Annotated in this window: 21 protein-coding genes and 2 pseudogenes; 12 read left to right on the top strand and 11 right to left on the bottom strand. The window is 60.7% G+C overall.

Annotated features, from left to right (window positions below):
* Positions 1 to 7: 7 nt before the first annotated feature.
* Positions 8 to 1,555: an AmpG family muropeptide MFS transporter gene (locus tag ACF8EF_RS04340; protein WP_176682625.1), complete on the bottom strand. Its 1,548-nt coding sequence runs from the start codon at positions 1,553 to 1,555 to the stop codon at positions 8 to 10.
* A gap of 43 nt (positions 1,556 to 1,598) precedes the next feature.
* Positions 1,599 to 1,952 (bottom strand): MGMT family protein, encoded by a 354-nt coding sequence (locus tag ACF8EF_RS04335; RefSeq protein WP_176682626.1) that lies wholly within the window; start codon positions 1,950 to 1,952, stop codon positions 1,599 to 1,601.
* A gap of 163 nt (positions 1,953 to 2,115) precedes the next feature.
* Here ACF8EF_RS04335 and ACF8EF_RS04330 point away from each other — a divergent pair, with 163 nt between their 5' ends.
* From ACF8EF_RS04330 to groL, 5 genes are all read left to right on the top strand, one after another.
* Positions 2,116 to 3,126, top strand: coding sequence for a DUF481 domain-containing protein (locus tag ACF8EF_RS04330; RefSeq protein ID WP_176682627.1), 1,011 nt, complete (start codon positions 2,116 to 2,118; stop codon positions 3,124 to 3,126).
* A gap of 82 nt (positions 3,127 to 3,208) precedes the next feature.
* Positions 3,209 to 3,940: a DUF2470 domain-containing protein gene (locus ACF8EF_RS04325; protein ID WP_176682628.1), complete on the top strand. Its 732-nt coding sequence runs from the start codon at positions 3,209 to 3,211 to the stop codon at positions 3,938 to 3,940.
* Positions 3,941 to 4,005: 65 nt separating this feature from the next.
* Complete coding sequence (locus tag ACF8EF_RS04320; RefSeq protein ID WP_003251903.1) at positions 4,006 to 4,467, top strand: FxsA family protein; 462 nt, start codon at positions 4,006 to 4,008, stop codon at positions 4,465 to 4,467.
* Positions 4,468 to 4,710: 243 nt separating this feature from the next.
* Positions 4,711 to 5,004: a co-chaperone GroES gene (locus tag ACF8EF_RS04315; RefSeq protein WP_003251905.1), complete on the top strand. Its 294-nt coding sequence runs from the start codon at positions 4,711 to 4,713 to the stop codon at positions 5,002 to 5,004.
* Positions 5,005 to 5,054: 50 nt separating this feature from the next.
* Entirely contained in the window at positions 5,055 to 6,695 is a 1,641-nt protein-coding gene (groL, locus tag ACF8EF_RS04310; RefSeq protein ID WP_176682629.1) for a chaperonin GroEL, read from the top strand.
* A gap of 125 nt (positions 6,696 to 6,820) precedes the next feature.
* On the opposite strand, the gene pyk is transcribed toward groL, so the two are convergent.
* On the bottom strand, positions 6,821 to 8,275 hold the full coding sequence (pyk, locus tag ACF8EF_RS04305) for a pyruvate kinase (protein WP_021785800.1): 1,455 nt from the start codon (positions 8,273 to 8,275) through the stop codon (positions 6,821 to 6,823).
* Between the two features lie 180 nt (positions 8,276 to 8,455).
* On the opposite strand from pyk, the gene ACF8EF_RS04300 reads away from it, so the two are divergent.
* From ACF8EF_RS04300 to sbcB, 3 genes are all read left to right on the top strand, one after another.
* Positions 8,456 to 8,842 (top strand): tetratricopeptide repeat protein, encoded by a 387-nt coding sequence (locus ACF8EF_RS04300; protein ID WP_176682630.1) that lies wholly within the window; start codon positions 8,456 to 8,458, stop codon positions 8,840 to 8,842.
* Positions 8,843 to 8,965: 123 nt separating this feature from the next.
* Positions 8,966 to 9,325 (top strand): PilZ domain-containing protein, encoded by a 360-nt coding sequence (locus tag ACF8EF_RS04295; RefSeq protein WP_176682631.1) that lies wholly within the window; start codon positions 8,966 to 8,968, stop codon positions 9,323 to 9,325.
* Positions 9,326 to 9,382: 57 nt separating this feature from the next.
* The gene (gene sbcB, locus ACF8EF_RS04290) at positions 9,383 to 10,816 is read left to right on the top strand and encodes an exodeoxyribonuclease I (RefSeq protein WP_392460433.1); all 1,434 of its coding nucleotides are present in this window, start codon (positions 9,383 to 9,385) and stop codon (positions 10,814 to 10,816) included.
* 73 nt (positions 10,817 to 10,889) lie between these two features.
* Here sbcB and mvaT read toward each other — a convergent pair whose 3' ends face one another.
* Complete coding sequence (gene mvaT, locus ACF8EF_RS04285; protein WP_176682633.1) at positions 10,890 to 11,267, bottom strand: histone-like nucleoid-structuring protein MvaT; 378 nt, start codon at positions 11,265 to 11,267, stop codon at positions 10,890 to 10,892.
* A gap of 283 nt (positions 11,268 to 11,550) precedes the next feature.
* Here mvaT and purU point away from each other — a divergent pair, with 283 nt between their 5' ends.
* Both purU and ACF8EF_RS04275 read left to right on the top strand, forming a co-directional pair.
* Positions 11,551 to 12,402, top strand: a complete 852-nt coding sequence (gene purU, locus ACF8EF_RS04280; protein WP_023378897.1) for a formyltetrahydrofolate deformylase — start codon at positions 11,551 to 11,553, stop codon at positions 12,400 to 12,402.
* A 92-nt stretch (positions 12,403 to 12,494) separates the two neighbouring features.
* Complete coding sequence (locus ACF8EF_RS04275; RefSeq protein ID WP_245354948.1) at positions 12,495 to 12,728, top strand: hypothetical protein; 234 nt, start codon at positions 12,495 to 12,497, stop codon at positions 12,726 to 12,728.
* Here the strand turns inward: ACF8EF_RS04275 and ACF8EF_RS04270 are convergent.
* The 5 genes and pseudogenes from ACF8EF_RS04270 to ACF8EF_RS04250 form a co-directional block, all read right to left on the bottom strand.
* Positions 12,634 to 13,632, bottom strand: a complete 999-nt coding sequence (locus ACF8EF_RS04270) for a lysylphosphatidylglycerol synthase transmembrane domain-containing protein (protein WP_392529000.1) — start codon at positions 13,630 to 13,632, stop codon at positions 12,634 to 12,636. The two genes, ACF8EF_RS04275 and ACF8EF_RS04270, sit on opposite strands and share 95 nt — an antisense overlap.
* Positions 13,629 to 14,393, bottom strand: a complete 765-nt coding sequence (locus ACF8EF_RS04265; RefSeq protein WP_176682635.1) for a DUF2334 domain-containing protein — start codon at positions 14,391 to 14,393, stop codon at positions 13,629 to 13,631. Before ACF8EF_RS04265 ends, ACF8EF_RS04270 begins: the two co-directional genes overlap by 4 nt.
* The gene (locus ACF8EF_RS04260) at positions 14,386 to 15,507 is read right to left on the bottom strand and encodes a glycosyltransferase family 1 protein (RefSeq protein ID WP_176682636.1); all 1,122 of its coding nucleotides are present in this window, start codon (positions 15,505 to 15,507) and stop codon (positions 14,386 to 14,388) included. Before ACF8EF_RS04260 ends, ACF8EF_RS04265 begins: the two co-directional genes overlap by 8 nt.
* Positions 15,508 to 15,674: 167 nt before the next feature.
* Positions 15,675 to 16,271: pseudogene (locus ACF8EF_RS04255) on the bottom strand (methyl-accepting chemotaxis protein); the annotation flags it as partial.
* A gap of 261 nt (positions 16,272 to 16,532) precedes the next feature.
* Positions 16,533 to 17,549, bottom strand: a pseudogene (locus tag ACF8EF_RS04250) (cache domain-containing protein); the annotation flags it as partial.
* A gap of 169 nt (positions 17,550 to 17,718) precedes the next feature.
* Here ACF8EF_RS04250 and ACF8EF_RS04245 point away from each other — a divergent pair.
* Positions 17,719 to 19,194, top strand: coding sequence for a helicase HerA-like domain-containing protein (locus tag ACF8EF_RS04245; protein WP_392460431.1), 1,476 nt, complete (start codon positions 17,719 to 17,721; stop codon positions 19,192 to 19,194).
* A 121-nt stretch (positions 19,195 to 19,315) separates the two neighbouring features.
* On the opposite strand, the gene ACF8EF_RS04240 is transcribed toward ACF8EF_RS04245, so the two are convergent.
* Together ACF8EF_RS04240 and ACF8EF_RS04235 are read right to left on the bottom strand one after the other, a co-directional pair.
* Positions 19,316 to 20,788: an inorganic phosphate transporter gene (locus tag ACF8EF_RS04240; RefSeq protein ID WP_003251935.1), complete on the bottom strand. Its 1,473-nt coding sequence runs from the start codon at positions 20,786 to 20,788 to the stop codon at positions 19,316 to 19,318.
* 311 nt (positions 20,789 to 21,099) lie between these two features.
* On the bottom strand, positions 21,100 to 21,300 hold the full coding sequence (locus tag ACF8EF_RS04235; RefSeq protein WP_392528999.1) for a hypothetical protein: 201 nt from the start codon (positions 21,298 to 21,300) through the stop codon (positions 21,100 to 21,102).
* A gap of 546 nt (positions 21,301 to 21,846) precedes the next feature.
* Here ACF8EF_RS04235 and pcaR point away from each other — a divergent pair.
* On the top strand, positions 21,847 to 22,656 hold the full coding sequence (gene pcaR / locus ACF8EF_RS04230; protein WP_033723735.1) for a pca regulon transcriptional regulator PcaR: 810 nt from the start codon (positions 21,847 to 21,849) through the stop codon (positions 22,654 to 22,656).
* Positions 22,657 to 22,851: the final 195 nt, after the last annotated feature.

The following is a 22,851-nucleotide window of genomic DNA, read 5'->3' as shown; positions in this document are numbered from 1 at the left end:
CAAAGCTTCAGGGCCGCTCAGCTGCGGAGTGTTCCTCCGCCACCGGCGTCCCCCGCCCGGCTTCCTGATGCCACTGCAGGGCGATCAGGATCAGCGTAGGCACCCCCAGCAAAGCAGTGATCAGGAAGAAGTCGTGGTAGCCGAACTTCTCCACAATAACGCCCGAATACCCGCCGATCAGCCGCGGCAACAGCAGCATGATCGAACTGAGCAGCGCGTATTGGGTCGCCGAGAACTTCAGATTGGTCAGGCTTGACAGGTAGGCCACAAAGGCCGAGGTAGCCATGCCGGAGCTGAAGTTGTCCAGTGAGATGGTCACCACCAGCATTTCCAGGTTCGGCCCCATGTCAGCCAGCATCAGGAACAGGATGTTGGTGCCGGCAGAGGCTACGCCGCCGATAAACAGGATGGGCATGATGCCGAAACGTACGATCAGCAGACCGCCAACCCCGGCGCCGACCAAGGTCATGATCAGACCGAAGATCTTGCTGACGCTGGCAATCTGGTCCTTGGTGAAGCCCATGTCGATATAGAACACGTTGGCCATCACCCCCATCACCGTGTCCGACATGCGATAGGTGGCGATCAGGCCTAGCAGCAGCAGAGCCTGCCAGCGGTAGCGGGTGATGAAGTCGTTGATCGGGGTCAGCACGGGGGCCAGGCCGCGACGACCGAGGCTCGACAGGCAGGCCCAGGACAACAGCACGTAGAGGATCAGGCGCAGGAAGGCGCGGTCTTCCAGCAGCAGGTCAAGCGGCGTGGCATCACCGGAGATCACACTGGACCAGCCGGTATTGAACATCTGGGTGAAGCTGGCCGGTACCGAGACCAGCAGGATGATCAGCACGAACACCGAGGCCATCTGGTGCACCAGCCCGTAGCGCGCGGCCGACAGTTGGGTGCGCATGGGCACTGACGGTTCGCGCATGACCAAGGTGGTGAACAGGGCGGGCAGCATCATCACGCCGAACATCACGTAAGTACCGGCCCAGGCCTTGTGCAGGTAGCTGAAGCCGGTAGAGCCGAACCACTCGGCGAAGAACAGGGCACCGGCCGTGGCGAGCAAGGCAGCCACCCGATAGCCGGCCATGTAGCTGGCAGCAAGCGCGGCCTGGCGCTGGTCGTCGGCAATTTCCAGGCGGTAGGCGTCGACAGCGATGTCCTGGGTAGCCGAGGCGAAGGCCACCAGTACGGCCATGGCAATCAGCCAGGAGAGGTGTTGTTGCGGGTCGCACAGGCTCATGCCGACCAGCCCGATTACCACCAGCGCTTGCGACAACAGCAGCCACGAACGCCGGCGCCCGAGGCCGCCAAGCAACGGCAGACGCCATTGGTCTAGCAGCGGTGACCAGACCCACTTGAAGGCGTAGGCCAAGCCAATCAGGCTGGCATAACCGATGGTTTCACGGGCAACGCCGGCTTCGCGCAACCATACCGACAGGGTCGAGAACACCAGCATGTAGGGCAGGCCGGCGGCGAAACCGAGTAGCAAAAGTACCAAGGTTGACGGGCTGGCATAGGCAGCAAGCGCAGCGCGCCAGGTTTTACGGGGCATGGGCCAACATCTGCCTCAAGTTTTCGAAAACAAAGCGCGCACTCTAACCGCTGTGCTCCATTGGGCGCCAGCCATGGCGCGTCATATCCACACGATTGTTGCTTACATTCACACCTTCCTCGCGTAACCGCGCCCGTTGTTCATCGCCCGACGGCGTGCCCAGCGCCAGGCTCAGCCGGCCACCTGCGCCAAGCACCCGATGCCAAGGCAGGCGAGTGTCTGCAGGCAACTGCCCCAAGGTGCGCCCAACCCAGCGCGCCGCACGGCCAAGCCCAGCCAGTTCGGCCAGTTGGCCATAGCTCACCACCTTGCCGGGTGGCACTTGGCCAAGTACTGAATACAGCGCCGTTCGTCGGCCCTCGGCCGAATCAAGGGCGTGCTCATATCCATCAGACATCTCGCCCGCCTTGGGCTGCAGATGAAACCGGACCGGTGGTCCGGCAAATGAGAGTTGAACTCAACGGCATGCTCCCGGTCTGTCCTTGCTCTGGTCGTCGGTATCTGGATAATGCCCGGCTTTTTCGTCAAATCGAACCCTAGTCCGCAACCAAAGTCCGTTTATGAATTCTAGATCCTTGTTGTGCCTTCTTGCTGTTTCCCTGTGCGCCTCTCCGGTGTTCGCCGACACTGTGTGGATGAAGAACGGTGACCGGCTGAGTGGCAAGATCAAGGTCTTCGACGGCGGCAAGCTGCTGCTGGAAACCCCTTATGGCGGGTCAATCGCCCTGGACTGGAAACAGGTCCAGACGTTGGAAAGCGACCAGCAGATGCTGGTCAAACAGGACGCCTACAGCGGAGAGAAAGCCAAGTCGCTCAAGGCCGCCGAGCCAGGCAAGGTGACCTTGGCCAATGGCGATTCACCGAAGACGGTGGAGCTGGCCAGCATCGAGCAGATCATGAAGCCCAGGCCGCTGATCGAGGATTTCGTGTGGAAAGGCAATGTCGACGTGGCGCTGGACTACAAGCGCGCCGAGAACGACACCGACGATTACGACGTGGGCTTCAAGACCACTGCCCGCCATGGCCGTTGGCGGCACAACGCCGAGGGTGAGTACAACCGCGAGACCAAGGACGACATCACCACCACCAACAACTGGAGCGCCGAGTACGCTCTGGACCGCTTTATTACCGAGAAGTGGTTCTGGCAGGGGCGTGCGGAATACAAACGCGATCACATCGAAGACCTGGCCCGCCAGCGCACCGTGGGTACAGGCCCGGGTTACCAGTTCTGGGACGATGAGCTGGGTGCGTTCTCGCTGGGTTCACTGATCAACCGCACTGATTTCGAGTATCGGGACGGCGGAAAGGATAATTTCTATTCTGCGGCCGTGAAGTGGGATTACACCCGCTACCTGATCGGCAAGAACGTGCAGCTGTTCACCAACGGCGAGTTCGCCAAGCCGCTGGGTGGCGTGGCCGACTATTCGCTGGATGCCGAGGTTGGCCTGCGCTACAAGGTCACCGAGTGGGCTTCGCTCAACCTCAAGGCAGAGAAGGATATCATCACGGGCACGCGTGAGAGTGACCTGGACAAGACACGCTATACCGCGGGCTTTGGCGTTACCTGGTAAGGCGTCTGGATGCAGGTCAGTGGCACAGGCAGCGGATAATGCTTATCTTGTCCCCAACCCGTCCGCCAGGAGCCGCCCTCAAGTGAGTACCAACGCCATTCGCCCCGCCCGGGAACTGCTGCTCAAGGAATACCGCGGCGTGCTTTCGACACATTCCAGGTCGATGCCTGGCTACCCCTTCGGTTCGGTCGTGCCGTACTGCCTGGACGCCCAGGGCAACCCGCTGATCCTGATCAGCCGCATTGCCCAGCACACCCACAACCTGCTGAAGGACCCCAAGTGTTCGCTGCTGGTGGGTGAGCGCGAGGCTGAAGATGTGCAGGCGGTAGGGCGCCTGACGGTGATGGCCGAAGCGCACAAGCTGGTCGACGAGGCCGTCATCGAGGCCGCCGCCGAACGCTATTACCGCTATTTCCCGGACGCGGCCAACTACCACAAGGCCCACGACTTCGATTTCTGGGTGCTGCAGCCGGTGCGTCACCGCTACATTGGCGGCTTCGGTGCGATCCACTGGCTCGACCAGGTGACCTTGGCCAACCCGTTCGCCGGCAAGGCCGAGGGCAGCATGATCGAACACATGAACAGCGATCACGCCAGTGCCATTGCCCACTACGTCGAACTGACCGGGTTGCCACAACACGTACCGGCGCAGATGGTCGGGGTAGACAGTGAAGGGATGCACCTGCGCATCGGTCAGGCAGTGCACTGGTTGCCTTTCCCGACTACTTGCAACACGCCGACACAAGTCCGCGAGGCCTTGGTTTTGCTGGCTCGCGCCGACAAGTGGGCGCATATGATGCAAGCCGAGGGTTGAAATCCGGAGCGCAGGCATCCATCTGAGGTCTTATTGGAAGGTTATCTTCCGTCGAGGAACCCTTGATGCGTGCTTTTCTACTGCTGTTTCTGATTTTTCCTGTGCTGGAGCTGTTCGTCTTCGTGAAGGTCAGCGCGGCAATCGGTTTCTTCCCGGCGTTGCTGCTGATCATCGCCGGTTCCGCCCTGGGTGTGCTGGTCATGCGGGTGGCCGGCCTGGCTACCGCATTGCGCGCCCGTGAAAGCCTGCAGCGCGGTGAGTTGCCCGCCGAGGATATGTTCCAGGGCATGATGCTGGCTGTGGGTGGTGGCCTGTTGCTGCTGCCAGGCTTCATCAGCGACGTGTTGGGTGTGCTGTGCCTGTTGCCGTTCACCCGCCGCCTGGCTGCGCGCAAGATGCGCGAGCGTGCCGAGGCCCAGGCCATGCGCCAGCGTGCGTTCCAGGACGACCCCTTCCAGGCGCAGCCGCGAGATGGCGGCCACCGCCCGAACGTGATCGAAGGCGAGTACGAGCGCCGAGACAAATAAAAAAGACCGGGGCCGCGCAAGCGGCCCCGGTTTTTTTCGGCCTGATGAAAAATTTTCCATATCGAGCCTTGTAATTGAATATGGCGGCCTCATGTATGTGGTCACCGCAAGGTTTCTGGTGGCAACACCAGACATTACACAGGTGGTTCGCTCACAGCGGGCCGCCCCCGGCAACGCCGGACAGCATCAAAACCGCCGGTGTCGAACCGGCCGATGAAAACCACAATTTGGGAGAGATCGACAATGAAACTTCGTCCTCTGCATGACCGCGTAGTCATCCGTCGCAGCGAAGAAGAATCGAAAACCGCTGGCGGTATCGTCCTGCCGGGTTCGGCCGCTGAAAAACCAAACCGCGGCGAAGTTGTAGCCGTCGGCACCGGTCGCGTCCTGGACAACGGCGAAGTTCGCGCGCTGGCCGTGAAAGTGGGTGACAAAGTGGTTTTCGGCCCGTACTCGGGCAGCAACACCGTGAAAGTCGATGGCGAAGACCTGCTGGTCATGGCCGAGAACGAAATCCTCGCCGTTGTCGAAGGCTGATTTCCCCCCGACTTCCCGTTACTCCAAAGTTTTTCAAGGATTAAACGATCATGGCTGCTAAAGACGTAAAATTTGGTGATTCCGCTCGTAAGAAAATGCTGGTTGGTGTCAACGTTCTGGCTGACGCGGTAAAAGCGACCCTGGGCCCGAAAGGCCGTAACGTGGTACTGGCCAAGAGCTTCGGCGCCCCGACCATCACCAAGGACGGCGTTTCCGTCGCCAAAGAAATCGAGCTGAAAGACGCTTTCGAAAACATGGGCGCCCAGCTGGTCAAGGAAGTTGCTTCCAAGGCCAACGACGCTGCCGGTGACGGCACCACCACCGCTACCGTTCTGGCTCAGGCCATCGTCAACGAAGGCCTGAAAGCCGTCGCTGCCGGCATGAACCCGATGGACCTGAAGCGCGGTATCGACAAGGCAACTGCTGCCGTCGTTGCCGAGCTGAAGAACCTGTCCAAGCCATGCGCCGACTCCAAGGCCATCGCCCAGGTAGGTACCATCTCTGCCAACTCCGATAGCTCCATCGGTGAAATCATTGCCGAAGCCATGGAAAAAGTCGGTAAAGAAGGCGTGATCACCGTTGAGGAAGGCTCGGGCCTGGAAAACGAACTGTCCGTCGTAGAAGGCATGCAGTTCGACCGCGGCTACCTGTCGCCGTACTTCGTCAACAAGCCGGACACCATGGTTGCCGAGCTGGAAAGCCCGCTGCTGCTGCTGGTCGACAAGAAAATCTCCAACATCCGTGAGCTGCTGCCAGTTCTGGAAGCCGTTGCCAAGGCCGGCCGCCCACTGCTGATCGTTGCCGAGGACGTTGAAGGTGAAGCGCTGGCTACCCTGGTAGTCAACAACATGCGCGGCATCGTCAAGGTTGCTGCAGTCAAGGCTCCGGGCTTCGGCGATCGCCGCAAGGCCATGCTGCAGGACATCGCCGTCCTGACTGGCGGCCAGGTCATCTCCGAAGAAATCGGCCTGTCCCTGGAAACCGCTACCCTGGAGCACCTGGGTAACGCCAAGCGCGTCATCCTGTCCAAGGAAAACACCACCATCATCGACGGTGCTGGTGCTGATACCGAGATCGAAGCACGCGTCAAGCAGATCCGTGCCCAGATCGAAGAAACTTCCTCGGACTACGACCGTGAGAAGCTGCAAGAGCGTCTGGCCAAGCTGGCTGGCGGTGTTGCCGTGATCAAGGTGGGTGCCGGCACTGAAGTTGAAATGAAAGAGAAGAAAGCCCGCGTTGAAGACGCCCTGCACGCTACCCGTGCAGCCGTTGAAGAAGGCGTGGTGCCTGGCGGTGGTGTTGCCCTGGTTCGCGCCCTGGCAGCCATCATCGACCTGAAAGGCGACAACGAAGACCAGAACGTCGGTATCGCGCTGCTGCGTCGCGCTGTTGAATCCCCGCTGCGCCAGATCACTGCCAACGCCGGTGATGAGCCAAGCGTGGTTGCTGACAAGGTCAAGCAAGGTTCGGGCAACTTCGGCTACAACGCCGCTACCGGTGAATACGGCGACATGATCGAGATGGGTATCCTGGACCCAGCCAAGGTTACTCGCTCGGCGCTGCAAGCTGCTGCTTCGATCGGCGGTCTGATGATCACCACCGAAGCCATGGTTGCCGACCTGCCGGAAGACAAGCCAGCTGCTGGCATGCCTGATATGGGCGGCATGGGTGGCATGGGCGGCATGATGTAAGCCAGCCTTACCCCCTGCACCATCAAAAAGCCCCGGTTCGCGAGAACCGGGGCTTTTTTTTATTGCTGTCGGGGCCTCTTCGCAGCACAAGGCTGCGCTTGAGCCTTGTGCTGTGAAAGAGTGGATCAACCGACCAGCGGATCACCGACGTGCAGAATTTTCATGCCGTTGGTGCCACCGATGGTGTGGTAGCTGTCACCCTTGGTCAGGATCACCCAGTCACCTTGCTCCACCAGGCCACGTTTGAGCAGCTCGTCGACCGCCGCCTGGCTCACCTTGTCGGCCGGCAGCGCGGCCGGGTCGAAGGCAATCGGGTACACGCCACGGAACATCGAGGCGCGCGCCTGGGTGGCGCGGCGCGGCGACAGGGCGAAGATCGGTACATGCGAGCGCAGGCGCGACATGATCAGCGGGGTGTAGCCGCTTTCGGTCAGGGCGATGATCGCCTTTACGCCCGGGAAGTGGTTGGCAGTGTACATGGCCGCCAAGGCGATGCTTTCGTCGCAGCGCTCGAAGGTGGTGTGCAGGCGATGGCTGGACTTCTGGCTGGTCGGGTGCTTTTCGGCACCCAGGCAGATGCGTGCCATGGCCTGAACCGCTTCGATCGGGTAGGAACCGGCGGCGCTTTCGGCCGACAGCATCACCGCATCGGTGTTGTCCAGCACGGCGTTGGCCACGTCGGACACTTCAGCGCGGGTCGGCATCGGATTCTGGATCATCGACTCCATCATCTGGGTCGCCACGATGACTGCCTTGTTGTTGCGGCGGGCGTGCTGGATGATCTTCTTCTGGATGGCGATCAGCTCGGCGTCGCCGATTTCCACGCCCAGGTCACCACGGGCAACCATCACCGCGTCGGAGGCGGCGATCAGCTTGTCGAGGGTCTCGTCATCGGCAACTGCTTCGGCGCGTTCGATCTTGGCCACCAGCCAGGCGCTGCCGCCGGCTTCGTCACGCAGCTTGCGCGCGTATTCCATGTCGCTGGCGTCACGCGGGAAGGACACGGCCAGGTAGTCCAGGTCCATTTCCGCAGCCAACTTGATGTCGGCCTTGTCTTTTTCGGTCAGGGCCGGTGCGGTCAGGCCACCACCTTTACGGTTGATGCCTTTGTGGTCCGACAGCGGGCCACCGATGATCACCACGCAGTGCAGGGCGTCTGCTGTGGCGGTTTCGACGCGCATGACCACACGGCCATCGTCGAGCAGCAGTTCGTCACCAACGCCGCAGTCCTTGACCAGGTCGGGGTAGTCGATACCGACGATGTCCTGGTTGCCTTCGGTCAGCGGGTGGGCGGTGGAGAAGGTGAACTTGTCACCGATCTTCAGTTCGATGCGCTTGTTGGCGAACTTGGCGATGCGGATCTTCGGACCCTGCAGGTCGCCCAGCAGTGCAACATGGCGGCCGTTCTTGGCGGCGATGTCACGAATCAGGCGCGCGCGGGCCTTGTGCTCGTCCGGCGTGCCGTGGGAGAAGTTCAGACGTGCCACGTCCAGGCCGGCGAGGATCAGTTGTTCGATCACTTCCGGCGAGTTGCTGGCGGGGCCAAGGGTGGCGACGATTTTGGTGCGGCGGATGCTCATGCACAGACTCCTATAGTGAAGCGCAGCGAAAGGCTACTCCTGAATCTCGCTGTAGTCATTGTTCCGTTGCACTACCTACGCCCAGGGCAGGGTGGCATTTGAACGGCGCAGGGTATCCTTGCAAAAGGGTGTGAAGATTTGCAGGCAAACGCCGATACACTGGCATCAAAGGAGATCCCCATGCGAGCCCTGATCGTTTTAGCCCTGGCCGCCAGCGCCGTCGGCTGCACCCGCTGGTCCATGGACCACCACTTGAACAATGCTTACCGCGCCTACGACCGCGGCGATTGCGCACGGGTCATGCTCGAACTGTCGCAGGTTGATCGCACCAGCCGGGCCCGGCCGTTCATCCACCCCGAAGTGTCACTGCTGCGCGGCCAGTGCCTGGAGCGTCAGGCGTTGTACGTGGACGCGGCGCAGACCTATCAGTACCTGATCCAGCAATACCCAGGCAACGAATATGCCTATCGCGCCCGAGCGCGTCTGCAGACACTGGAAAAACTCGGCCATTTGCGCGGTGCAGAAACGACCGTGGCCAACCCGGTGACGACCGTACCTTGGCGCTAACACAAAGGTGTGGTTTATTTCACGAGATTTGCTGCGCGTGCTGCGCTAATCTGTAACTCAGTTGTTACAACAACCGCCAGTACCTTGTATTCCTGGCATCAGGTACGGAATACACCCGCGATCATGTTCAACAAGCGCAACATCGAACGTCATCAGCTACCTTGTGTCCTCAAGGTGTTCAACCGCTTTACCGGTCAGGAGATCGGTCAGCTAGGCAATGCCTCTGAAAATGGTCTGATGGTCATCAGCCAGCTACCCGTGCTGGTCGGGCCCGATTACGAGCTGCAGCTGCGTATGCCCCTGCATGGCGGCGGGCACCAGTTCGTCAACCTCACTGCCAGTTGCCTGTGGTGCCGCGAGGACCAGACGCCTGGGCACTACGATTCGGGCTTCATGCTGTTGCAGTCTCCGCGCGAGTACGATGATTTCGTCCGTTCGTTGCGCGATTATTTCAGTTTCCGCCCCGCCAACGCGCCCGTCTGAACGTTCGTTCTTCACAATCGCGCTAGAATCGGGTCGACCTCGATACAGGACGACCCCGTGACCTCCAGCATTTTCTGGCACGACTATGAAACCACCGGCATCAACCCGCGCTGCGATCGGCCGCTGCAGGTGGCCGGCGTGCGCACTGACTTCGACCTCAACGAGATCGACGAGCCGATCAACCTTTATTGCCGGCCGTCGGACGACATCCTGCCGCACCCGGCGGCCTGCCTGGTGACAGGTATCACGCCGCAGCTGCTGGCGGAGCAGGGCCTGTGCGAAGCCGAGTTCATGACTCGTGTGCATGCCCAGCTGGCGCAACCGGGCACCTGTGGTGCCGGCTACAACACCCTGCGCTTCGACGATGAAGTGACCCGCTACAGCCTTTACCGCAACTTTTTCGATCCGTATGCCCGTGAATGGCAGGGAGGCAATAGCCGCTGGGACCTGATCGATATTGTGCGCACCGCCTATGCCCTGCGACCGGAAGGCATTCAATGGCCACAACAGGACGGGCGCACCAGCCTGCGTCTGGAGCTGCTGAGCAAGGCCAATGGCATTGACCACGGGCATGCCCACGAAGCGCTTTCCGACGTGCGGGCAACCATTGCCCTGGCCCGCCTGATTCGGCAGAAACAACCCAAGTTATATGACTGGCTGTTTCAGTTGCGCAGCAAGCATAAAGTGATGGAGCAGATCCGTTTGTTGCAGCCACTGGTGCATATATCCGGGCGTTTTTCGGCGGCGCGCAATTACCTGGGGGTCGTATTGCCATTGGCCTGGCACCCGCGTAATCGCAATGCACTGATTGTCTGCGACCTGCATCAGGAAACCCTACCGTTACTGCGGGAAAGTGCTGAAGTTTTACGTCAGCGCTTGTACACCCGGCATGATGAATTGGCTGAAGGTGAATTACCGGTACCGCTCAAATTGGTGCAGATCAATCGTTGCCCGGTAGTGGCGCCGCTGTCGGTATTGCGCCCGGTCGATCAACAACGATTGGGCCTGGACTTGACGTTGTTACAGTCGCGCGGCGAACAATTGGCCAGTCAGCAGGGGCAATGGCAGGAAAAGCTGGAACACATCTATGGCAAGGACGAGTTCACCCCGAGTGAGGACCCGGAACAGCAGTTGTATGATGGTTTTATAGGTGACCGCGACCGGCGCTTATGCGAGCAAGTGCGTGCGCTGGAACCGGCGCAGTTGAGCCATGGCCACTGGATGTTCGATGATTCGCGTTTGCCGGAGCTGTTTTTCCGCTATCGGGCACGTAACTTCCCTGAAACCTTGACCCGCGAAGAGCGGCAACGTTGGTATGGCTTCTGCCAGCAACGCCTGAGCGACCCGCAGTGGGGCGCGCCGAATACCTTGGGCGACTTCGAACGAGCACGCCAGCAAGCCTGGGAGGGCGCCGACGAGGCGGGCAGGCGGGTGTTGGAGGCCTGGCAAATGCATGCTCGACAATTGCAGGAAAACTATTCAATCGGCTGATGGCTGGTAAACAAAAACGCCGGCAATGTGCCGGCGTTTTTATTGTGCGAAGCAAGAGGGCGTATGCGGATAATCAGTCCAGCAGGGTTGCCCAGCTTTCAACCACGTCGCCGCCCCAAGTGGCTTTCCACTCTTTCAGGGTCTTGTGGTTGCCGCCTTTGGTTTCGATCACTTCACCGTTGTGCGGGTTCTTGTATTGCTTGACCTTGCGCGCACGCTTGGTGCCGGTAGTCTTGACCGAACCACGAGGTGCCTTGCTCAGTTTCGACTCTGGGTCGAGCAGGGCAATCACGTCGCGCAGCGACTTGGAGTACTCGCCCATCAGTGTGCGCAGTTTGCCTTCGAACTCCAGTTCTTTCTTCAGCTTGTCATCCTGCGACAGATTGGCCAGGCGGGCCTGAAGTTCCTTGATGGCTTCTTCGGTAGCGCGGTACTCGTTGATCAGGGACATGGAGTGTTCCTTAATGCGTGTTCAGAAATGTGTGGGCCAATAATAGACAGGCAATACTCGCAAGTAAACATAAGAATGGGCAATTAACTGTTAATTAAGCTGTGACAGCATTTCTCTACGTGAACAAAATTTTACATACGGCCCAGGCGATTCGTCATGTCTGTCAGACTGCGCCCTTGCAGCGTTTCGCGCCTGCATATGCCATCGCGGCAGCGATCAATACTGCGTTTTTTCTGGCGGACCGCTAGAATAGGCGCCTTTGCGAAGTTCTGGAGTCTCATTCATGCGCACCTATCGTCTGGTGATCGCCTGCCCCGACCGTGTAGGCATCGTGGCGAAAGTCAGTAATTTCCTGGCCTTGTACAATGGCTGGATCAACGAAGCCAGCCACCACTCCGATGAGCAGAGCGGTTGGTTCTTCATGCGTCATGAAATCCGCGCTGAGTCGCTGCCGTTCGGTATCGAAGCTTTCCGTGAGGCGTTTGCGCCGATCGCTGAAGAGTTCTCCATGACTTGGCGCATTACCGACTCGGCACAGAAAAAACGTGTGGTGTTGATGGCCAGCCGCGAGTCGCACTGCCTGGCAGACCTGCTGCACCGCTGGCACACCGATGAACTGGACTGCGAGATCCCTTGCGTGATTTCCAACCACAACGACCTGCGCAGCATGGTCGAATGGCACGGTATTCCGTTCTTCCATGTACCGGTCGACCCTAAGGACAAGGCCCCGGCCTTTGCCGAAGTGTCGCGTCTGGTGCAGGAGCATGCCGCCGACGTCGTGGTACTGGCCCGCTACATGCAGATCCTGCCGCCACAACTGTGCCAGGACTATGCCGAGAAGGTGATCAACATCCATCACAGCTTCCTGCCGTCGTTCGTCGGCGCCAAGCCATACCACCAGGCCGCCCTGCGTGGGGTGAAGCTGATCGGCGCGACGTGCCATTACGTCACCGAAGAGCTGGACGCCGGCCCGATCATCGAGCAGGATGTGGTGCGAGTCAGCCATGCCGACAGCATCGAGGACATGGTCCGCTTTGGCCGTGATGTGGAGAAGATGGTGCTGGCCCGTGGCCTGCGTTATCACCTGGAAGACCGCGTGCTGGTGCATGGTAACAAGACGGTGGTGTTCGACTGACGCCATCGGGCTTGCTGTGAGATTCTGGGTTGCTGTGCAGCCCCGTCGCGACAGGGGCGCAAAGCGCCCCGGCAATCTTGGGTGAAACGCTAATGGCCAGGCAACGCAACAACCCCGCCGCCTCACCTCCACCGACCCTTGGCGAAGGCTGCCTGGCCCGCTACGACCCTGAAGCCCTGGATGACACGGATGGCACCGACTTCCCCGGCGCCGCCGAACTCTGGCAGCAGCTCAACCCGCCTGACGCCGCCAGCGTTCCAGCAGCGGACGCCCCAGCAGGCAGACAAACACCGGCCCCCCAGCCAGCAGATAAAAGTAGTAAGTAACCGCCCGCCATATCAGGATTGCCGCAGCGGCGGTCGAACTGCCCACCAAGGGTGTCAACAGGCTGGCCGACGTCAGCTCGGCGGCCCCGGCCCCGCCAGGCAGCAGGCTGAATTGGCCGGCGCTGAGCGACAGCATCTGCACCAGGAAGCTGGGAATCCACTGCAGGTCTACCCCCAAGCCTCGCAGCACCAGGTACAGCACGCTGTAGCGCAGCCCCCAGTGGGCGCAGGTCAGGGTGAACACCAGGCTCAGCGTGCGCTTGGGCAGGCGCCAGGTCTGCGCCAGTGCTGCGACGAAGTGCAGCAGTTTGCGCGCCCAGCGACGTTTGCGCGGGTGGCCCATCCCCATCCCCATGCGCTGCAACAGCCTGCCGTTCATGCGCATTATCGGGCGCAGGTAGCGCAACAGCCCGATCACCCCGGCCAACGCTGTGCACAGCAGTAACGCACTGCCAAGCAACATGCTTTCCTGACTGCGACCCAGGCTGTGGAACAGCGCGTATCCGGCAATCGCCAGCATTGCGCAGAAGAAGAACACCAGGTCGTTCAACTGGTCCATGGCAAAGACGGCGCCGCTGCGCGCCGGGCAGATGCGGTCTCGCGCCAGCAGGGCTATCAGGGTAAGCGGCCCACCACTACCGCCAGGGGTGGTGCAGATGGCAAACTCGGTGGCCATGACAACGCCCAGGCTGCGAGCATGGCTCAACTGTTTCGCCTGCTCACCCAGCAACAGGCGCAGGCGCAGCGCATTGATGACCCAGCACAACAGAATCATGCCTAGCAGCATGATCATCAGGTGCGGGTCGAACCGGCTCAGCCTCGGCAGCAGTTCGCTACCACCCAGCAACGCTGGCACCAGTGCTGCACCCAGCAATGCCAGCGCCAGCCAGGCCCAGCGCTTCATGCGGCCCCCTGGCGCTCCAGCCAGGCGGATTTGGTCAGCGGTTCACGGCCCTCCTTGAGCAGTTTTTCCAGCGTGCGCAGCCAATAGTCGCGGGATGAGCGATGACGCATGTCTACAGGGTGCAGTCCCATGCGCAACGTGCTTGCACCCCGCCAGCGCTGGCATTGCCAGTCGCAGAGCGTGCGGGACAGTTTGCGACGCCATGCGCTCCGGGCGCTCCAGACCAGGCCTGGCGCATCAATGGCCGTAAAGTCCGGCAAGCGGTACAGATGCTGCGGTGTGCTGGTGTATTTCAGTGGCAGGCGGCACAGCGCTTGCCGTGTGCCCTGGCTCATGAGCCAGGCTGGTGCGACAAACCCTGCCACCGGCCAACCTTGGCCCTCGAACAGTGCCAGGCCCTCCTGTAGGCGGGTCAGCGCTTCGTCCTCATCAAGGCTGTAGAACTCGCCTTCATGCGTATAGATGCGCCGCATGAAGTAGTCGACGGGGCTGCGCGGTGCGGGTCCTTCGTCAGCATGGGCATAGCCATGAAGTGCCAGCTCGTCGCCTTTGGCCAGGCGTGCATCCAGGAGGCGGCAGAACGTAGGTGCCCGGTGCAGCGGATTACGCCGATGGAAGTCCGGGACCACCAGCCATGTCATTGGCACGTTGCCCAGCGCGTCCACGGCCTCTACGAACGGTTCATAGTCCGGCCAGGTTTCCGGGGCAACATCATGCAACACCAGCATGAGGCTGCGCTGGCTCGCGGAGGGCTCAAGCATGGGCGCGCACCTGTGGCTGGTGGCCGAGCACGGCCTGGTAGTGCTGCAGCAGGCCAGCCACCACGTTGTCCCATGAATAATGTTGCTCTACATGGTGACGGGCCTGCACACCGAGCTCGCGTACACCTGCCTCGAACGCCTCGCGCACGGCTGACGCCATGGCCCGACCATCGTTGGGCATGCACAGGCGGCCGCACTGTTCGTTGATGATTTCAGGGAACGCACCGGCGCGCACGGCCACCACGGGCGTGGCGCTGGCCATCGCTTCGAGAATGACCAGGCCGAATGTTTCCTGGTCGCCAGCATGCACCAGCAAGTCGGCGCTGGCCATCAGCCGGGCCACCTCTGCAGCCGGGCAGAAGTGATCGATGACGCTGACGTTGTGTGGCACGCTGGCCGGCATGTTCGAGCCTACCAGTAACAGGTGGTAGGGGGCGCCGAGTTGCTGCATGCAGTCAAGCAGCACCGGCAGGTTCTTTTCCCGCGAGCCGCGGCCGGCAAAGATCAACAGGCGGCTGGTGTCGGCAATGCGCAGTTCGGCACGTACATGTGGGTCGCGCCGGGCGGGGTGGAAAGTGGCAAGGTCAACGCCCAGCGGCTGCACATGGACATCGCGCACGCCCAAACGGCGTAATTTGTCGGCCATCACCTGGCTGGGGGCCAGTACCCGGTCAAAATTGCCGTATAGCTTGCTGACGTAGGCCTCGACATTGGGGGCGAACCAGTTGCCCATGCGGTTGCTGACGAGTAACGGCAGGTCGGAATGGTAGAAACCGATCACTGGTACGTCGAGTTGGCGCCGTGCTTCCAGCGCCGCCCAGGCGGTCAGGTAGGGGTCGCCGACTTCGATCAGGTCGGGCTTGAGCGTGCGCAGTGTGTTGCACCAGGGGGCCAGGCGTACCGGAAAGCGGTAGCCTTTGCCAAACGGCAAGGGCGGCGCAGGCACCTGGTAGATGCCATCGGCGTGTTGGGCGCTGGCACCGGGAATCAACAGGCTGTGGCGTACGCCATGAATGGCGTCGAGACGGTGATGTTTGGCATCAAGATAGGTACGTACGCCACCGCTGGCCGGGGCGTAGAACATGGTGATGTCGGCGATGTGCACGATCAGCATCCCTCCGGGATCGTCTTCGGGTCTGTCATCCAGCGTCGAATTGCCGGCGATGACACGCCTAAAGATGGACCTATCAGAAGGATAGTTTGTTCGATCAGTTTGAGAGGGGGAAATGCGCAGTGCCTGGCGCAGCAAGAAGGCTGCGCCAGGCGAAGGTGTAGCAGCTATCAGATACGGAAGCTGCCCACCAGGTGCTTCAGGCGGCCAGCCTGCTGCTCGAGGTCGGAGCACGCGCGCAGGGTCGCTTGCAGGTTCTCCACGCCTTCCTGGTTGAGCATGTTGATCTCGCTGATGTCCATGTTGATCGCCTCGACCACGGCGGTCTGCTCCTCGGTGGCAGTGGCCACTGACTGGTTCATGCCATCGATCTCGCCAATGCGCACGGTAACGCTGTCCAGTCGCTCACCCGCCTGGTTGGCGATCTGCATGCTGTCCTGGCTGTGGCGCTGGCTCTGGTCCATGGTATCGACCGACTCGCGGGCACCGACCTGCAGCTCTTCGATCATGGTTTGCACTTGCTGCGCCGATTCCTGGGTGCGGTGCGCGAGGTTGCGCACCTCGTCGGCGACCACGGCAAAGCCACGCCCGGCCTCACCGGCGCGGGCTGCCTCGATGGCAGCATTCAGCGCCAGCAGGTTGGTCTGCTGGGAAATGCTGGTGATCACCTCGAGGATCTGGCCGATATTCACGGTCTTGCTGTTCAGTGTTTCGATGTGCGCGCTGGATGTAACGATCAGGTCGGACAGGCGGTTCATCGCGGCAATGTTGCGCTCGACCACTTGCTGGCCTTCTTCTGCCAGCAGGCGCGCAGAGGTTGCGTGCTGCGAAGCCTGGGCGGCGTTGCCGGCAATTTCCTGAGCAGCAGCTCCCAGTTCGTTGATGGCGGCAGCGACACTGTTGGTGCGGTTCGACTGCTCGTCGGAGTTGGTCATCGACGAGTTCGAAGCACTGATCACCCGCAGGGCCACTTCGTTGACCTGTTCGGTGGCCGAGGACACTTCTCGAATGCTGCTGTGAATGCGTTCGACGAAGCGGTTGAAGGCGTTGCCGAGGACACCGAACTCGTCGTGGTTGTGGATGTGCAGGCGCTTGGTAAGGTCGCCTTCACCTTCGGCAATGTCTTCCATGGCGCGGGTCATGGTGTGCAGCGGTTGCATCAACACGCGGATCAGCAAGCCGAGCAGGCCGATGATGATCACCACCGCCACTACCGTGGCGATCACCGCAGAGGTGCGGAAGGTGCTGAGCATCGAGAAGGCCTTGTCCTTGTCCACCGAAAGACCGATGTACCAGTTCGCCGACGGCAGGCCGGTGATCGGGCTGAAGGTCAGCAGGCGGGTCTGGCCATCGCTTTGCACTTCGGTCAGCTCACCGGTCAGTTTCGGCGTGTGCTGCGGGAACAGGTCCGACAACGACTTCATGACCAGATCTTTATCGGGGTGCACCAGGATCTTGCCCTGGTCGTTGACCAGGAAGGCGTACCCCATGCCGCCGAAGTTCAGCGAGTTGATGATCTGCACCAGGCCGTCCAGGGCCAGGTCGCCGCCGACCACGCCAACGCTGCTGGAGACCTTGTTGAGGATGCCAATGACCATCTTGTTGGTGGTCATATCGATGTAAGGTTCGGTCAGGGTCGCGCCGCTGGCGTTCATGCCGTCCTTGTACCAAGGGCGGGTGCGCGGGTCGTAGCCGTCGGGCATCTTCGCGTCCGGGCGCACGCTGAAACCGCCGTCGACTTTGCCCAGGTAGACCGTGAGGAAGCTGGAGGTCAGCGCATTCTGGCCCATCAGGGTTTCGGCGCTGGCCGGGTCCTGGGCAATGTTCTGCGCCAGGTTCTCCACCAGTTTTATCCGGCCCTCGAACAGGTTGCGAATATTGGTCGACGTGGAGGTGCCCATTTCAGCCAGATAGTTTTCCAGGTCCTCGCGAATCGCATTACGCTGGAGGTAATCGTTGTAGAGGGTGAAAAGGCTGAAGGCGAGGATCACGATCAGTGATGCCGCCAAAAGAATCTTGTGGCTGAAACGAAGGCTTTTGTTCATGGGCGTAATCGGTTCCGCTAAGGTTCTATATCAGGCGTTCGCACGAGTGGAGCCGTAGGTTGTGCAACATCCCGAGAAGTCCCCTTTCGGTTGTTCCTCTCTATTAAGGCGAATATCACCCACAGGTATCGGCCGAATTAAGCTAAAGCTTGAGCAGAGGATTAAAAAGATGTCGGAATATTCGACCATCGTTGTAGGAGCGGGGCCGGATGGGCAGCCAGTCGGGCAAGCGATGCGCCTGGCCAACCGCCACGCTCTGGTGGCTGGCGCAACCGGTACCGGCAAGACCGTCACCCTGCAGCACTTGGCGGAGGTGTTCAGCGACGCAGGGGTGGCGGTGTTCGCCGCCGATGTCAAAGGCGACCTCTGTGGTTTGGGGGCTGCCGGTGCGCCACAGGGTAAGGTGGCTGAGCGTATCGCCGGCATGCCGTGGCTGGGGCATACGCCCCGGGCCTATCCGGTGAGCTTGTGGGATATCGAGGGGCAGTCTGGCCACCCGCTGCGCACCACCCTCAGTGAAATGGGGCCGTTGCTGCTGGGCAACTTGCTGGAACTGACCGACAGCCAGCAGGCTGCGCTATATGCAGCATTCAAGGTGGCCGACCGCGAAGGCCTGCTGCTGCTGGACCTCAAAGACCTCAAAGCCCTGCTGGCGCATCTGAAGGACAACCCGCAGCTGCTCGGCGAAGACAGCGCGCTGATGACCACGGCTTCCACCCAGGCCTTGTTGCGCCGGCTCGCTACTTTGGAGCAGCAGGGCGCCGAGGCACTGTTCGGCGAGCCGGCATTGCAACTGGAGGATCTGCTGCGCCCTGATCCGGATGGCCGTGGGCGTATCCACCTGCTCGATGCCAGCCGATTGGTGCACGAAGCACCTAAGGTATACGCGACGTTTCTGTTGTGGCTGCTGGCCGAACTGTTCGAGCAGTTGCCCGAGCGCGGTGATGCCGACAAGCCGGTGCTGGCGCTGTTCTTCGATGAAGCGCACTTGCTGTTCAACGGCACGCCCAAGGCCTTGCAGGACCGTCTTGAGCAAGTGGTCCGGCTGATCCGCTCCAAGGGAGTGGGGGTCTATTTCGTTACCCAATCGCCGGGAGACTTGCCCGACGCGGTGCTGGCCCAGTTGGGCTTGCGCATTCAGCACGGCTTGCGGGCGTTCACTGCCAAGGAGCAGAAGTCGCTGCGGGCGGTAGCCGATGGTTTCCGCCCCAACCCGGCGTTCGACACCCTGGCAGTGCTGACCGAACTGGGTATTGGCGAAGCGCTGGTGGGTACATTGGAGGAAAAGGGTACGCCGGCCATCGTGCAGAGGGTGCTGGTTGCACCGCCGCAGTCGCGTATAGGGCCGCTGAGCGCGACTGAGCGCAGTGCGCTGATTGCCGCTTCGCCATTGGCGGGGCGCTATGACAAACCGGTGGACCGTGAGTCTGCCTATGAAATGCTGAGCCAGCGTAAGGGCGAGCCAGTGGAACCGGCGCCACAACCGAAGGCGGATGAAGAGAGTTTTGCCGACAAGGCTGGCGAATTCTTGCAGAGTGCAGCGGGGCGGGCGATCAAGTCGGCAGTGCGCCAGGCAGCTAACCAGTTGGGGCGGCAGTTGGTGCGCGGATTGATGGGATCGTTGTTAGGGAGCAAGAAAAGGTAGTCTTCCTGCGCCGCCCCATGCCTTCAGGAGCGCAAGGCTGCTTCGGCAAAGAACAGGGCGGCACAGGAGCAACGGCTATGAAAAAGGCGCCCGGAGGCGCCTTCATTCATCGCGGTGTCACTCAGCCAATGGCTTTGGACGCCAGCCAGAACAGGCCGGCCGCCAGGCCCATCGAGGCAGGCAGGGTCAGGACCCATGCCAGCAGGATGGTCTTCACAGTACCGCCTTGCAGGCCACTTTTGTTGGCGACCATGGTGCCGGCCACGCCGGACGACAGCACGTGGGTGGTCGATACCGGCAGGGCGAATACGTTGGCCATGCCGATGGCGCAGGCTGCGGTGATCTGTGCCGACATACCTTGGGCATAGGTCATGCCTTGCTTGCCGATCTTCTCGCCTACGGTCAACACGACGCGCTTCCAGCCCACCATGGTGCCCAGGCCAAGGGCCAGGGCGACGGCCACGATCACCCAGAACGGGGCGTATTCGGTAGTGGCGGTGAGGTCTTTGCGCAGCTTTTCAAGGTCGGATTTTTCACGGGCGTCCAGGCCTGGCAGCTTGCCAACCTTCTTCGCAGTGTCATCCAGGCACAACAGGTAGCGGCGTACTTCAACGCGCTTCTCGGCATCGAGGCTGTGGTAGTCCGTCACGCCCTTCAGCGAGGTCTGCAGCGCAGCAATGGTCGGTTCGGTCTGCTGTGGGTTGCAGCTGAACTGCTCCGGCAGATCGCTGGCCTTGGCCTTGCCCAGTGCCAGGAACTCGCCCAGGGTGGCGGCGTTGCGCTGGTAGAACTGGCTCATGTGCAGCGTGGCGTCGCGAGTACGCTCGATCTGGTAGGTAGTGCTGTTCAGGTCGAGTACGAACTTGGCCGGGACAATACCGATCAGCACCAGCATGATCAGGCCGATGCCTTTCTGGCCGTCGTTGGAGCCGTGCACGAAGCTCACACCCATGGCGGAAACCACCAGGACCAGACGGTTCCAGAAGGGCGGGTGCTTCTTGTCGTCGAGCTTGCGGCGCTGTTCCGGGGTCTTGTGCATCTTCGACAGCGGGCGCCACCATTTCAGGCCGATCAGCACCAGGGCAGCAACGGCGAAGCCGGCCATTGGCGAGACCACCAGCGACATGGCGATATCGATCGCTTTCTGCCAGTTGACGCCGTCGCCCAGCGGAATGTCGTTGATCAGGGCGTTGGCCAGGCCGACGCCGAGAATGGAGCCGATCAGCGTGTGCGAACTGGAGGCGGGGATGCCAAAGTACCAAGTGCCCAGGTTCCAGGTGATGGCCGCGGCCAGCAACGAGAAGACCATGGCCAGGCCGTGTCCGGTGTTCACATTGATCAGCAGCTCTACCGGCAACAGGTGCACGATGGCATAGGCCACCCCTACACCGCCGAGCAGAACGCCAAGGAAATTGAACACGCCGGAGAAGAACACGGCGAGGTGCGGTGGCATGGCTTTGGTATAGATGACGGTAGCTACCGCGTTGGCGGTGTCATGAAAGCCATTGATGAACTCGAAGGCGAGTACGAAGGTCAAGGCGAGCAGCAGGCTCACCAACACCCAGGCATCCAGTCCGCTGAATAAATCGATCATGAAGGTTGTCTGGCGGGTCATAGGGGGGCGGGATTATGCCAGAAAACCTTTGCAATCGATGCACTTGCAACAGACAGATGACAGCCTTCATGGTGCAAGCGTGTCGTGCAGAGGGGGGCGTTCAGTGGGGTAAATGGCGGCTAAAAGTCGAAAATCATGGCGAAAAATGGCCTAAATGTTGAGAAATGTCCATTTCGCAAAATTTCAAACGGCCGTATGAAATTTGTGTAATTCCATTTCATCATCGGCCAGACAGTAAAGATCGACCTCGCCCGGGCTGACCGGGCGACGACGCGCAGGGGCCCCGAGACTCAGGGGTTGTCGCTGCGCAGTTCTTTTTCGATGCGTTCCAGTTCCTGGCTGAAGGTCTGGTCGCGAACGCTGGCACGCTTGCGCCAGGGTTTGCGTTCCGGATCCGGTTGTGCGGCGTAAGTGGTGACTTCGCCACCATAAACATCCTTGTAACGTTCAGCCTGGCGCTCGAGTTCCGCGCGCAGTTCATCTTTCGTCACGTGCAGTACCTGAAAAAAGTGTAATGACTGTTGTCATGCATTGTGCCACATGCATATTGCCTTGCTGGCCGCAACGGCTTGATAAAGCGGAAGGTTCTATGACCACGGTAAGCGGAGGGCCTGCGCAATCGATTATAGCAACCGATAATTCGCCGAACATCGTTAATTTACTCAACCCTGACATCATCTGGCGTAACTAGCAGGATGTGTCCGCGAACAGTTGGGACCTTTCGTACAAGTTTGAAAGGATTGACGGATAGAAGTTCGCTGCATTGTCAGGGCAGGCCGTAATGAAAAACGGCCTCGCCCGAAAAGGCGAGGCCGTTGCCTGGGGACTTCTACGGTGGGTACCTGACCAGTCTCTCCAAAGAAGCCACAAGTGGCATGGGAAAGGTATAAGCAAACGTGTCGGCGGTCAATTGCGATTATCGGCCGTTTGTTCGATAATCGCACGAACGGGTGTTTTTTTTGAGGTGTGCGATGAGTGACGAAACCCTGGGCAACGATTCCGCCAATCCGGAGGTGGCGCGGCCTGCTTCGACGGCCATGGCGCCGCCGATCGTGGCGTCCCCGGCCAAACGCATCCAGGCCTTTACCGGTGACCCTGACTTCATGACCTCACTGGCGCGTGGCCTGGCCGTGATCCAGGCATTCCAGGAGCGCAAGCGTCACCTGACCATCGCCCAGATCAGCCACCGTACCGAAATCCCTCGCGCAGCCGTGCGCCGGTGCCTGCACACGTTGATCAAGCTGGGTTACGCCACCACCGACGGGCGTACCTATTCGCTGCTGCCCAAAGTGCTGACCCTGGGGCATGCCTACCTGTCGTCGACGCCGCTGGCAATTTCTGCCCAGCCGTACCTGGATCGCATCAGCGACCAGTTGCATGAGGCGGCCAACATGGCCACCCTCGAAGGTGACGACATCCTTTATATAGCCCGCTCGGCCACGGTCGAGCGGCTGATCTCGGTCGATCTGTCGGTGGGTGGGCGCCTGCCGGCCTATTGCACGTCGATGGGGCGCATTCTGCTGGCGGCCATGGACGACACCAGCCTGCGTGAGTACCTGGAACGTGCCGACCTCAAGGCGCGCACCAGCCGTACCCTGAATGACCCTGAGTCGTTGTTTGCCTGCATCCAGCAGGTGCGCGCCCAAGGCTGGTGCGTGGTGGACCAGGAACTGGAACAGGGGCTGCGATCGATTGCAGTGCCGGTGTACGACGCTTCGGGGCAGGTGTTGGCTGCGTTGAATGTAAGTACCCATGTCGGGCGGGTGACCCGCAGTGAGCTGGAGCAGCGGTTCTTGCCGATTTTGCTGGCAGCCAGCCGGGACCTTTGCCATCAGTTGTTTGGTTGAGACCGCAGGGAGCACTTTGCGGCCCCGGATCAGAACAGGCAAAACCGTTTCTTGTGCGATAAACGCACAGTGTCGTGCCGGGTGAATTGCTTCACCTCGGCCCGCTGATTAATGTCTCTCGCAACGGTCGGCTAGCCGACCGAACAAGAAAAACACAAGAGGCACTTACTGATGAATACTGTCACCTCGCTGCTG

This window comes from Pseudomonas sp. zjy_15, assembly GCF_043101865.1.
Lineage (GTDB): Bacteria > Pseudomonadota > Gammaproteobacteria > Pseudomonadales > Pseudomonadaceae > Aquipseudomonas > Aquipseudomonas putida_Y.
Note: the sequence above shows the minus strand (reverse complement) of the source record. Positions and strands in the feature narration are given on the sequence as shown.

Excerpts from the sequence above, each read along its gene's own strand:
- ACF8EF_RS04275 (WP_245354948.1), top strand. The coding sequence starts at position 12,495 with ATGGCCAGGCAACGCAACAACCCCGCCGCCTCACCTCCACCGACCCTT.
- mvaT (WP_176682633.1), bottom strand. The coding sequence starts at position 11,267 with ATGTCCCTGATCAACGAGTACCGCGCTACCGAAGAAGCCATCAAGGAA.
- ACF8EF_RS04270 (WP_392529000.1), bottom strand. The coding sequence starts at position 13,632 with ATGAAGCGCTGGGCCTGGCTGGCGCTGGCATTGCTGGGTGCAGCACTG.
- groL (WP_176682629.1), top strand. The coding sequence starts at position 5,055 with ATGGCTGCTAAAGACGTAAAATTTGGTGATTCCGCTCGTAAGAAAATG.
- purU (WP_023378897.1), top strand. The coding sequence starts at position 11,551 with ATGCGCACCTATCGTCTGGTGATCGCCTGCCCCGACCGTGTAGGCATC.
- ACF8EF_RS04335 (WP_176682626.1), bottom strand. The coding sequence starts at position 1,952 with ATGTCTGATGGATATGAGCACGCCCTTGATTCGGCCGAGGGCCGACGA.
- pyk (WP_021785800.1), bottom strand. The coding sequence starts at position 8,275 with ATGAGCATCCGCCGCACCAAAATCGTCGCCACCCTTGGCCCCGCCAGC.
- ACF8EF_RS04295 (WP_176682631.1), top strand. The coding sequence starts at position 8,966 with ATGTTCAACAAGCGCAACATCGAACGTCATCAGCTACCTTGTGTCCTC.
- ACF8EF_RS04320 (WP_003251903.1), top strand. The coding sequence starts at position 4,006 with ATGCGTGCTTTTCTACTGCTGTTTCTGATTTTTCCTGTGCTGGAGCTG.
- ACF8EF_RS04245 (WP_392460431.1), top strand. The coding sequence starts at position 17,719 with ATGTCGGAATATTCGACCATCGTTGTAGGAGCGGGGCCGGATGGGCAG.
- ACF8EF_RS04330 (WP_176682627.1), top strand. The coding sequence starts at position 2,116 with ATGAATTCTAGATCCTTGTTGTGCCTTCTTGCTGTTTCCCTGTGCGCC.
- ACF8EF_RS04300 (WP_176682630.1), top strand. The coding sequence starts at position 8,456 with ATGCGAGCCCTGATCGTTTTAGCCCTGGCCGCCAGCGCCGTCGGCTGC.
- ACF8EF_RS04340 (WP_176682625.1), bottom strand. The coding sequence starts at position 1,555 with ATGCCCCGTAAAACCTGGCGCGCTGCGCTTGCTGCCTATGCCAGCCCG.
- ACF8EF_RS04260 (WP_176682636.1), bottom strand. The coding sequence starts at position 15,507 with ATGCTGATCGTGCACATCGCCGACATCACCATGTTCTACGCCCCGGCC.
- ACF8EF_RS04265 (WP_176682635.1), bottom strand. The coding sequence starts at position 14,393 with ATGCTTGAGCCCTCCGCGAGCCAGCGCAGCCTCATGCTGGTGTTGCAT.
- pcaR (WP_033723735.1), top strand. The coding sequence starts at position 21,847 with ATGGCGCCGCCGATCGTGGCGTCCCCGGCCAAACGCATCCAGGCCTTT.
- ACF8EF_RS04240 (WP_003251935.1), bottom strand. The coding sequence starts at position 20,788 with ATGATCGATTTATTCAGCGGACTGGATGCCTGGGTGTTGGTGAGCCTG.
- ACF8EF_RS04315 (WP_003251905.1), top strand. The coding sequence starts at position 4,711 with ATGAAACTTCGTCCTCTGCATGACCGCGTAGTCATCCGTCGCAGCGAA.